This is a genomic window from Vibrio sp. Vb2131, from assembly GCF_033338535.1.
In the GTDB taxonomy this organism is placed as follows: Bacteria; Pseudomonadota; Gammaproteobacteria; order Enterobacterales; family Vibrionaceae; genus Vibrio; species Vibrio alginolyticus.
In genome coordinates, this window is record NZ_JAWOSW010000099.1 from 1 (window position 1) to 625 (window position 625).

General features: G+C 47.2%; 1 protein-coding gene. It reads left to right on the forward strand.

All coding sequences use genetic code 11. The features are described 5' to 3' along the window. Window positions 1-625, forward strand: a 625-nt coding sequence (locus tag R7E38_RS23080; RefSeq protein WP_318082176.1) for an FAD-dependent oxidoreductase, incomplete at both ends; no start/stop codon positions are given.

A 625-nucleotide genomic window follows, 5' to 3' on the forward strand; every position in this document is an offset into this window, starting at 1 on the left:
GGAGCACTTTACGCAGTTCAAAAACAGTATCGTGGTGGTTTCTTCCGACATGGTCATCACCAAACCGCTTGGTGAGTCGTTACGGAAAACGGGCTGGAAAGCGGGAACGAGCGTGTTGGATTCGCGTATTTTTGTTCATTACTACCGCGATACGCCAGATGGTCGTCTCATGTTAGGCAAGGGAGGCAATCAGTTCTCTTTCAACAACCAAGTGGACGTGATGTTCAATAAACCAACTCGTTATCAAAATCTTCTAAGGAAGTCATTCGATAAACTTTTCCCGAGTTTGAAAGAGGCGGAGTTTGAATACTCATGGACAGGAGGATCCGATCGCTCAACCTCCGGCTTTCCATTTTTTGGGAAGTTGAACGAGCAACGTAATGTCTTTTATGGTTTTGGCTATTCAGGTAATGGTGTTGCGCAGACTCGCATGGGCGGAAAAATCCTCTCTTCTATGGTGTTAGGGTTGGATAACGAATGGACTCGAAGTGGCTTAGCCAAAGGACCATTGGGGCATTTCCCTCCAGAGCCGTTTCGCTGGATTGGCGCAATGACGGTGCGTAATGCGGTACGCCGAAAAGAAGAGGCAGAAGATTGTGGTCAAAAGCCATTTATCTGGGATAAG